This is a genomic window from Plantactinospora sp. A48, from assembly GCF_055793945.1.
On record NZ_JBTIXF010000110.1, the window covers coordinates 1 to 9,831 of the forward strand.

At 65.8% G+C, this 9,831-nt stretch carries 11 protein-coding genes and 1 pseudogene; 7 read left to right on the top strand and 5 right to left on the bottom strand.

Annotation, left to right across the window (positions count from 1 at the left end):
* Positions 1–253: HAD family hydrolase (locus ACXN5W_RS29820; RefSeq protein ID WP_473161719.1), on the top strand; the 253-nt coding region annotated here is incomplete at its 5' end.
* Positions 254–290: 37 nt separating this feature from the next.
* Here ACXN5W_RS29820 and ACXN5W_RS29825 read toward each other — a convergent pair.
* The 5 genes from ACXN5W_RS29825 to ACXN5W_RS29845 form a co-directional block, all read right to left on the bottom strand.
* Entirely contained in the window at positions 291–1,049 is a 759-nt protein-coding gene (locus ACXN5W_RS29825; RefSeq protein ID WP_473161720.1) for a hypothetical protein, read from the bottom strand.
* A gap of 653 nt (positions 1,050–1,702) precedes the next feature.
* Positions 1,703–2,488 carry a hypothetical protein gene (locus ACXN5W_RS29830; RefSeq protein WP_473161721.1) on the bottom strand — a complete coding sequence of 262 codons (786 nt, stop codon included), beginning with the start codon at positions 2,486–2,488 and terminating at the stop codon, positions 1,703–1,705.
* Between the two features lie 559 nt (positions 2,489–3,047).
* Positions 3,048–3,518: an NUDIX domain-containing protein gene (locus ACXN5W_RS29835; RefSeq protein ID WP_473161722.1), complete on the bottom strand. Its 471-nt coding sequence runs from the start codon at positions 3,516–3,518 to the stop codon at positions 3,048–3,050.
* A 25-nt stretch (positions 3,519–3,543) separates the two neighbouring features.
* Positions 3,544–4,407 carry an XRE family transcriptional regulator gene (locus ACXN5W_RS29840; RefSeq protein WP_473161723.1) on the bottom strand — a complete coding sequence of 288 codons (864 nt, stop codon included), beginning with the start codon at positions 4,405–4,407 and terminating at the stop codon, positions 3,544–3,546.
* Positions 4,404–4,745: a helix-turn-helix domain-containing protein gene (locus tag ACXN5W_RS29845; RefSeq protein WP_473161724.1), complete on the bottom strand. Its 342-nt coding sequence runs from the start codon at positions 4,743–4,745 to the stop codon at positions 4,404–4,406. The genes ACXN5W_RS29840 and ACXN5W_RS29845 overlap by 4 nt, the downstream gene beginning before the upstream one ends.
* 462 nt (positions 4,746–5,207) lie before the next feature.
* Here ACXN5W_RS29845 and ACXN5W_RS29850 point away from each other — a divergent pair, with 462 nt between their 5' ends.
* The 6 genes and pseudogenes from ACXN5W_RS29850 to ACXN5W_RS29875 form a co-directional block, all read left to right on the top strand.
* Entirely contained in the window at positions 5,208–5,414 is a 207-nt protein-coding gene (locus tag ACXN5W_RS29850) for a hypothetical protein (RefSeq protein WP_473161725.1), read from the top strand.
* The gene (locus ACXN5W_RS29855; protein WP_473161726.1) at positions 5,407–5,697 is read left to right on the top strand and encodes a hypothetical protein; all 291 of its coding nucleotides are present in this window, start codon (positions 5,407–5,409) and stop codon (positions 5,695–5,697) included. The genes ACXN5W_RS29850 and ACXN5W_RS29855 overlap by 8 nt, the downstream gene beginning before the upstream one ends.
* Before the next feature lie 996 nt (positions 5,698–6,693).
* Positions 6,694–6,906 carry a helix-turn-helix domain-containing protein gene (locus tag ACXN5W_RS29860; RefSeq protein ID WP_473161727.1) on the top strand — a complete coding sequence of 71 codons (213 nt, stop codon included), beginning with the start codon at positions 6,694–6,696 and terminating at the stop codon, positions 6,904–6,906.
* Positions 6,907–7,107: 201 nt separating this feature from the next.
* Positions 7,108–7,446 (top strand): hypothetical protein, encoded by a 339-nt coding sequence (locus ACXN5W_RS29865; protein WP_473161728.1) that lies wholly within the window; start codon positions 7,108–7,110, stop codon positions 7,444–7,446.
* A gap of 174 nt (positions 7,447–7,620) precedes the next feature.
* Positions 7,621–8,061 (top strand): hypothetical protein, encoded by a 441-nt coding sequence (locus ACXN5W_RS29870; RefSeq protein ID WP_473161729.1) that lies wholly within the window; start codon positions 7,621–7,623, stop codon positions 8,059–8,061.
* A 437-nt stretch (positions 8,062–8,498) separates the two neighbouring features.
* A pseudogene (locus ACXN5W_RS29875) lies at positions 8,499–9,831 on the top strand (hypothetical protein); the annotation flags it as partial.

Sequence of the window (9,831 nt, forward strand, 5' to 3'; positions counted from 1 at the left end):
CGGATACCTCGCCGTCGCCGGCGAACTGGGCTGCACCAAGCCCGACCCGAGGATCTTCCAGGCGGCAAGCGACGCACTGGCCGTACCACCACAGCAGACCTGCTACGTGGACGACCAGGCCGAAATGGTCGTCGCCGCCACCAGGCTCGGCTACCACGGACTCGTGCTGAACCGCGACGGGCGGCCCCGGTGGCCGGACCTTCCCTACCTCACGACCCTGGACGAGATCCTGGACCTTGTCGGCAGCCGATGACCTTCGTGGTGCGGTCGGCGGCAGAGCGGTGCGTTTCTCAACGTGGGAAGGTGTTGAAAGAGTCACCCAACGCGAGCCCGGCCGTGCAGTCCCGTTCGCCCGGGGCGAGTTGGGTGTGTGACGGTCGCCAGAGTGTCACCTTCCCGGGGGCGGCGACACGAGCGACGACGCAGTCGTACCGACTGGCGCGCAGCGCCACCCCGACAACGCCGTCCTGAACGGCGAAATCCTGTTGGATGGCCGGGTCGAGTTCCAGTTCGGCCACCGCGGTGCGGACGGCGGCCTCGTTCGGCCCGACGGGGTTCAGCGCGTTGTGAAGACGTTCGTCGACGCCCTGCAGGGACGGGTCTCTGGGAACGGACATCGGCGCCCCCGTGGGGCAGTCGATGTCATCATCGTGACTGTCCTTCTCGGGCCCCAGCTGGAGGCGGAAGCAGATGGGCACGTCGGCCCGTTCGAGCACCACCTGATCGAAGCCGCGCGCCACACCGTGGCCCGTGACCTTCAGCGTCAGGGTCACGCCGGTCTGCCAGTGGGTCTGCCCGGTGGCCGAGAGGACCTGGACGTCGGGGTGCTGGCCGGCCGAATGCGCGTAGTCGCCCACCTTGTAGAGATGGTCACGCTCGAACCCGGCGAGCACATCGTCGACCTTCTCCGTCGCGTCGGACACCGCCGTGTGGTGGATCTGCCAGTCCGGCTGCCGGCGGACGTGCTTTTCGTACCGCCACGCCCCCGCCGCGAGGCCCAGCGCCACCACCGTCGCGCCGAGCCCGATCCACTTCTTTCTCCCCCGCATGAGCAGGATTATTTCGCAGACAGCACTTCGGCCAGACCCGGGACCAATCAATCGGCATCACCCGTCGTGGCTCCGGGACCGGAGTTGACGCGACGCAGGCCCGAGGTCTTGTGGAGGGCGGCCGCACGCGGACCGTCCGATCAGGGACTCACCAGCGGGCGGACGACACGCCAGGGCGCCGGCCGCACACGCACAGTAGAACCGGGAGGTCCATCGTCCGGCCGGCAGATCCGTACTCGGCGCCCGTCGTCCCGCTGATCATCTACGAGGCGTCCCGGCAGCGGGTCACCGCGATGCACACGGGGTCCTCGTACAGCCAGCGGGTCGCGCCGCAGCCCGGGCATCCAATTGAGCCGTCACCAACAGCCGCTACATCGCCAAGCCCACCCTCGCCCGGAGGATTTCTGGGAGGTAATCCAAACTTCATAGATGAATTCAAGACCATGGTCGAACTTCTGCTGGTCACGGCCTTGTGTTGGTGCCTCCAGCAGGATTCGAACCTGCGATGCCCGGTTTAGGAAGGCGACTGAGGCGGTCTTGGTCTCGTGGCCGCCACCTTCCTGGGCCGCTACTTACCGACTCCAAGGAGCAAGATCATTGCCTGCGCTCTGCATGACGCGCTGCGGACGCCCGGAGGCCGCCTGGGGCAAATCTCAGGCCAGTCCTTGACCTTGTCGCCGCCACCAGGCCGTGAACAGCGTAGTCAAGTTGGCCTTGATTTCTTCTGCGATGATCTCCCGACCCTCGCCCATGAGTGGTTTTACGGCGTGCTTGTAAACGTCTAGGTGCTGCTCAACCGAAGGGCAAGTGAATACGGTCAGCATCCGGAGGACGCGTAATGAGTCAGTGCCCAGGAGGGGGAAATGTGCTTCCAGCAGCTTTTCTAAGGCGACCCACACCTTGTCCACGACGATGTCGACGACCTTGTCGACGATCAACCGGGAAATAGTAGACACGAAGTGTTTCGACAGCGCATTCTTGACAAAGTTCTTAGCCGCGTCGGATAATAGATCGATGGTCTTGTTTATCTTCTCAATAAGCTGAACCAGCGCTATCAGCAGACCGCACCAGGCGTGATTGGCCAGGGTTTTCTTGATTTCTCTGGCTTTCGCTCCGTTCTCGACTAGCTTTTCGATGTCGGCCGAAATGTCATCCCAGGGCGCTTTCATGATTGCCTGGGCGAGAATCTTCATCTGGCCAAAGTCGGATGACATAGCCGTCGGATCGATGTTTTCAATATCGAGGGGCGGACCGTCGACAAATTTTGAGCGCGGTGTGGTGGTCGATAGGTAGTCGGTGAGATCCAAACGTGCAAGGTTTAGATAGGCTCGTCGGTTTCCGGCGTTGAGACGTAGCTCCCCGGAACGTCGGTCCCTTTGGATGTTTTTCTCGAATTCGCCTCGCCGCTCGTCGCGCTTCTCGCGTGTGTCGGCGGCCAACTCTGTCCACCCTTGCCAGCCGTGTAGCGAGCCACCGCAACCAGAACACTCGCAGCCAGGTTTCTGAGCATTGGCGCAGTTCGCCCTATGAGTGTTCCCAGCCATGCGCAGACCACCATCCGGCTCGTCATCGCTTTAGATCACTGATCAATGACGCTACGTGACCGCTCGATCGATGCCAACGCTTGCCTGCTTGCGAGTGGCGGCTCAACTTCTCGCATTTCGGTCACTTGCGGGCCGCCTTGACTGCTAGGAGCGCCCACGCCTAGGTCTTGCTCATGCAGCTGTCGGATTCCTGCTGGACTTGGTGGGCGCGATCTGTATCCAGCACTTCCACGTACTAGTTGATTTTACTAGTTGATTTTATTCGTAGATCAACCAAGTGGTCCACCAGTGGCGTGGCGCGGCCGCCATATGCTGGCACTGTCTTATCCTCCGTCGAACGAATTTTTAAGAGAATTCATTGCCCGGTTCGATGGGGAAATGAAGCAGGCCAACTTGAAGGAGTGCACGGAAAAGGGATTTGGTTGCGATTGACAATCTGATTCTTCGTCTCTGTCTACCCCGCTGCGGTGCCGTGTTCTGCGTACGTCGGACGTTGCTGTTGGCGGGCGTCAATGGCCGTACGGATGCGGCGGGCGAGGCGGGCTGGTACGTAGGGCTCAACTTCGTTTGCTGCGTGGAAGCGGCCTTCGGTGAGTTCGCCGTCTCGGAAGATGATGCGTTGTCGTTGGTTTTCGGTGAGGGTGCCGGCGTCGAAGATGAAGAGCAGTTTGTCGCCTTCGCCTTCGGCGGGTGCCCAGTCGACGACGAGGATCGGGCCAACGTCCACGGTGAGACCTAGCTCTTCGCGGATCTCCCGTATACAAGCGGCGCGGGGGGACTCACCCGGCTCTACGTAGCCGCCGGGGATGTCCCAGTGGTTTTTGTAGGTGGGCTTGACCAGTAGCACGCGGCCTTCGTCGTCGAAGAACAGGGCGCCTGCGGCCACGCGTGGGGTGGCCATGGGTGGCGTCTCGTGTGCCGTCACGGAGGCAGCGTAGACGGCCGTGGGTTTAGTCGAGCACCTTGAGGCGTCGGGCGAGTCCGACGAGTTGGGTGGAGGGCTTACCGCGTTGGCGGCGGATCCAGGTGAGGGCGAGTTGGCGGCTGAGGAAGTGGTGGCGTACCTGTTCGGGGGCCATTCGTTCGGCGTCGAGCAGGGCGGCTTGGGCTTCGTCGGTGCGGTTGTGGGCGCTGTAGGCGCGCGAGACTTCGAGGGCGTGCCGCACGTGACGTTCCATCGGCAGGCCGGTCGTGTCGACTCGGGGGCCGAGGTCAAGGGCGACTTGGAGATTGCCGAGTTCTGCGGCGGTGGCGACGTGGTGGATGGCGACGTTGGTGGGGCCGAACGCGGTCCAGACGTGGTTGGCATCGGCTCCCAGGCGGGTGGCTGCCTGCTCGGCTTCGCCTAGGAAGGCCCGGGTGGTGCCGTCGTCGTTGGCTCGGGCGGCGGCCATGGAGCCGGCGAGGAAGAGGGTGCCGTAGACCGACAGCAGGGCCGGAGTGGGCCGAGTGAGGTGAGGTTCAAGGTAGGCGGCGGCGTCCTGGGCGAGGCGTACGGCTTCGGCGTAGCGGCCCGTGGAGTGCAGGGCGTGGCTAACGGAGCGGAACAGACTGCCGGTGATGATCGGGTCGCCGATAGGTCGGACGGCGGCCAGGCCGCGGTCTGCGGCGATCCACGCGAGGTCGGCTTCGCCGAGTTTGGTGAGTTGGGTGGCGGCGAGCTGGTACGCCAGGCCAAAGAGTCGGCGGGCGTGCTCCTGGTCGTCACCGTCGTAGGCGTCGGCGGCGGCTTGGGCATGGTGCAGCAGGTCGGGGAGCCGTCCGGTGACGTAGCCGAATCTGGCGTCCTGGTAGGCATCCCATAGCTGGCTCACCTCGCGGCGCAGGTCGGCGACGTAGGCAGATAGGCAGCGGCCTTGCCGGGGAAAGGTGTGATGGCGCGGTAGTTCATCAGGGCCGCGCGTAGGGCGGGGACAGTGCTCGTGCCGCTGTCGGGAGTCCAGTCGAGCAATGAGGGCTCACCGAGCAGATCACCGAGGGAGACGTCCAGGGCATCGGCCAGCGACTTGATCACCGACAGCCGGTCCAGCTCGATCCGGTTGTTTTCGATTTTGCCGAGCCAGTCGGCGGTGCGACCGACCAGACCGGCGAGGACTTCCTGGGAGAGGCCGCGTCGCCTGCGGTACCAAGCGACCCGTTCGCCAATGGTCAATGTGTTGTCCCCGCCCCGCATGTGCTCATTACCTCCCGACAGTCGTGACGACCCCGGAACTATTTTCCGGGTTGTCGATGGGGTCGTGTCACAACCTGTGTTCATGACGGGGCTGAACGTATCGGCGAATCGCCGTTCCTGCCAGAGGGCTGGCTGGAAGTACGCGATGGCGCGGGCTGAGGTCCGCGAGTTGGCGCAGGGATCGCAGCGCTCGCAGTCGTTGACGCGTCGGTCGCGGCTGGACTGTTCCGGTACAGGTCGTTCGGCGGCCTGACCTTGTCTGGCACCGGGGCGGGTGCTGGCGTGTGGCCTTCACCCGGCAATGGGGCCGCATGGAACCCGCCCGTCCCGGTGCCTCGTTGGGGTCTGGGGGTCGGTGTGCGGGTGCGACAGGGTGACCTACTGCGGGTCGACAGGCGGGCGTCGGTCCAGTTCGCCGGAGGGCGAGAGTTGACTTTCCGGGTGATCGCGATCGGTGCGCGACCGACCTATGAGGGCTGGGCATGGCTCACCGGCTATGTGCTCAACGAGCAGGGCGAGGCGGTCGAGCGACGGGAGATCTACGTCCAGCGCGATGGCCTGTACGTGCTGCGCCCGGCGCAGCTGCCTCGTCAGGCGACGGCAGCGAGCGGGGCGGCGCGTCGAACAGGGGAGGTACACCGTGACTGAGTCAACGGGCCGGCATCGCCGCGAGGTGGATCTCTTCGGCACGATCGTGGGCGTGGCGTCCACGGCCGGCAAGCTCGGCCGGCTGCGTCCGGAGCGCGTCCGTCTGATGCGGTTCGGGCGGAACCGACTCGGGCGGTGTGGGCTGGCGGAGGATCAGGTGTACGCGTTCGTGCGGCGGGTGGTGGACGAACTCACCGCCCGCGACGCGGCGGAGGCTGCTCTACGAGAGGGAGAACGCCCGACTCAAGCGGGCGTTGTACGAGTGGCGAAACCGGCACGGTGACCGGTGGCCGGCTCGACCCGTGCGCTGGACAGAGCCCGACGGACGCCGGTAGATCCGCTGGTGGACACTCGGGTCGTCAAATCATTGCACGGACTTTGGCCAGGTGGCCGTGAATGGATCGCTCAGACGGGCATTCGGCTGCACACGATGGGTCATCGACGCGGGAAAGTATCCGCAGTTCAGATGGCGTTTTTGCTGATCTTTGAGGTGCCCCCGGCAGGATTCGAACCTGCGACACACGGTTACCAACCGTCACCCCGCCGAGCTTGTCATCGCTAGTCATGCTACGGCGTTGAGCTGCACAAACGCCGTCTAGCGTTGATCGGGGCTTGTCACTGGTAGTCAACTCTTGGCAAGGGTTTTCGGGGGGTAAACGGGGGCTTCCGGCCACATCGCCACCACTGCACCTGTAGCGTCCACCGCCGCGGCAGCTGTGGCACCGGGTCACCGGTTTCAACGTCCGTTGGTGTCGCTAGGTTCCGGCGCCACGCACGGGGACCGCTCGCGGGTGAGTCAGCCACGCCGAGGCTGGATGCTGGCCGCAATCATACGGTTGATGCTTGCGTTCCGCATTTCGGGCAATTCGGCCACATGCCAAGGACCAAGCCGCCGTTCCCATAGCTGCGCCACTTGTGATGGCAGTAGGTGCAGACGAAGTCGCCGTAGTCACTTGGGTCGCGCCCGTTGTCTCCACAGATCGGACAGGGCGGGTTCCCGTAGCCGTCGAATAGTCCGTCTTTGTCCGCCTCCATGCTCCACTCGTTGCTGCAGGAGGGGCAAATGAAGGCAGTAGACACGATGCGATCATACGGGTAAATGCCCGCTGGGTTTTCTGGCCAGACACACCGCTGGAGCTTCTGAGCTGCGAGTTTTCGAGAAGTCTGTCCTGGGTGGCGACGTAAATGGATAGTTGGCGGAACGAACGCCCTGGCGTCGACCGGCCCGGGTGGCTCAGACTGCAAACTCTCCGCTGACCAGCGGAAAGAACTCGCGGGGATGCTTGACGAAGGTCCTCTCCCTGACGGCTGGGAAGACGCCCGCTGGACCCTGGCCCGGGTCGCTGAGGTTATCGAACGCCGCTTCGCGGTCGGCTACACCCTGCGCGGGGTGCCCTATCTGCTGCACCGCATGGGCTACAGCCAGCAGGTCCCGACCCGCCGGGCGGCCGAATGTGATCCCGAGGCGATCGCGACCTGGCACCGCGGGTAGTGGCCGTCGGTAAGAGGTTAGCGGCGGCGCGGAACGCCTGGATCTGTTTCCAGGACGAGGCGGGACAGGTACTACGGCCGCCGGTGAGCAAGACCTGGGCCCGACGCGGACGCCGCCGTCGTCGAGGTCTCCGGCAAGGGCTCCAGCTGAGTCTCGATCGCCGGCCTGGTCTGCTTCAAGCCCGGACAACGGGGCCGGCTGATGTGGCGCACCCGACTGCACCACGGCCGCGCTGGCGAACGCGGCAGCTTCAGCGAGGACGAATACATCGCCTTCCTCGATCGGGCCCACCAACGCCTGCGAACGCCGATCGTGCTGATCTGGGACAACCTCAACGTGCATGTCAGCCGCCGCATGCACACTCTGATTGTCGGCGTACGGCTTCGAGTGCAGAGCGGCGTACGCCACCGAGTACACAGCAGCTATCGACATCTGCGGGTGCAGCCGCAGGCTCGCGGCGGAGCCGGATCAGCAATGGTCGACTACACTCGGTCATGTTGGTCGATCCGACGGCGTCCGGAACTGCCGATGACAGGGTGAGTCCGGCGTGCATGTGTATACGGACCGTTGTGCATTTGTTGGTGCGGATGGTCCTGTCCCGGAGGGCGTCGTGCGCTGAACATGGCAGGCTGTTTGGGGCAGGCGCCTGGCTGGTTGTGGGAGTCGGGATTTTGTCAGTGTCGCTGGTGGATCGTTCGGTCCAGGATGGCGTGTATGGCGCGTGGTGGCGGGATTATCTGGCTGGGCTGGTTGGTTGCGGGTTTGTTGGCGGTGGTTGCCGGGGTGTGGGTGCTGGTGACCCGGTTGACGGCGGATCAGTTGAGTAGGGCTGATCAAGTGGCCAGTGTGGTGGGCGCGGTGGTGGCGGTGGGTGGTGTGCCGCTTGCGGTGTATGGGGTGGTCCTGGCTCGCCGTGCGTTGGTGTCGTCGGGTCCGTCGGGGGCCTCGGGCGGTGGTGGTGTGGTGGTGCAGAGGGTTCGTGCTGGTGGTGGTGCGACGGTGGCCGGTGAGGACCTGAGGATCGGCCGCGGTCGAGGTCGGCGGGGGCGCGGGCGGGCGGGTGCCGGCTGGGTCGGGCAGGATGTGCACGCGGTCAGGGATGCGAGGGTTGCCGGTGGGGATGTGCATGTCCAGGACGGTGGGGATCTGCCGTGACCGTGTGGGGCGGGCCGTCGGGTGATGGTGGGATCGGTGGGCTTCGCCAGGAGGTGATTGCTGGCGGGGATGTGTTCGTGGCCGGCCGGGATTTGATCATCAACGAGTCGGGTGTGCCGCGGTTCGGGGTCGATGAGTTCGTGGATCCGCCGGTGGCCGGGTTGGATGAGTTGATTCGTTCGCGGCGGCAGCCGAGCGTGTTGTTGACCGCGCGGCGACAGGCGATCGGTTTCACCGGTCGTGTCGTTGAGTTGGCCGCGCTGTGGGATTGGCAGGGCGATCCGGTCGCCTGCGGCGTGTGGGTGTGGCATGCCCCGGGTGGGCAGGGTAAGACTCGTCTGGCCCAGCAGGTGGGCCGGGATAGCGTTGCCGCGGGGTGGCGGGTCGCGGTGGCTGGGCACCTCGATGCGGCGCCAGCGCACGTGGATGCGAGACCGTTGGGAACGCCGTGGCGGTGGCTGCCGGCGGCGCGTCGGCCGCTGCTGCTGCTTGTGGACTACGCGGAGCGGTGGCCCGTGCGCGATCTGCTGCGGATGCTGGCCGACTGCCGAACCCGGGCGCCGAAGGTGCGGGTCCTGCTGCTGGCCCGCTCGGTCGCCTGGTGGCCCACGGTTAGGGCTGAACTGCCCCGGCTTGGATACACCTGCGGTGGTGACGGCGAGCCACGGGCGTTGCCGGCGCTGGCGGACGATGAGCGGGGACGGCGTGAGTTGTTCGAGTCGGCCTGCCGGCGGTTCACCGAAATCTACCAACCCGACAGGCCCGAGGAGGGCTGGCCTGGCCGGTGGCAGCCGCCCGGCGACGTGGGTGACGATCGGGTGTACGGGACCATCCTTGGTATCCATATGGCGGCGCTGGCCACGGTCGACGCCTACACCCGGCGGACCACCCCGCCGAGGTCGGCCGGTGATGTCACCAGCTACCTGTTGGACCGGGAACGCGCCTACTGGGCGCGGCTGCACGGCAGCGACCCGGACACCGTGACGGCGGCGGCGCGTACGGTGTTGCTGGCCTGCCTGGCCGGGGCCCAGTCTCGTGATGACGGGCTCCGGCTGCTGACAGGCAGCAGGCTGGCCGACGAGACGGCGGGGCAGAAACTGCTCGACGCCCACGACCGCTGCTACCCGCCACCGGTTACCGGCACGGTGCTGGAACCGATGTACCCCGACCGGCTCGCCGAAGACTTCATCGCGCTGAGCCTGCCGGCAAGCCCTACTGGCGAACCGGCCACCGCCAGCGGACACACTGACTCCTGGGCGGCGACCACCCTGCTCACCGCCCACCGCGCAGCCGACGACACTTTCACCTACACACCCGGCCCGCTGACCGCCCGTACCGGCGGGCAGAAGCCCCCGTCCCACGCCGCCCGGCTGCTGATCTTCCTGGCCGCCGCGGCCGGCCGGCACTCCCATGTGCATGGCTGGCTACACACCCTGCTGACCACCGATCCGGCCCTGCCGATACACACCGGTGGGGTCGCCTTGGCCGCCGTCGCCCGGTGTACCAGCCCCGACCTCGCCGAAACCATCCACGCGCTGCTGCCGGAACGCTCCCTGGACCTCGACGCCGCCGCCGCCATCCTGGCTCAGCACCTGCTCGACCTAACCGACGGCAGCGACGAACAACGCGCCCGGCACTCCAACAACCTTGCCATCCGACTCGCGAACACCGGCCGGCGCCAGCAGGCCCTGGCCCCGGCCGAGGAAGCCACCGGCATCTACCGCCGGTTGGCCGAGGCGAACCCGGACGCCTACCTGCCCGACCTCGCCA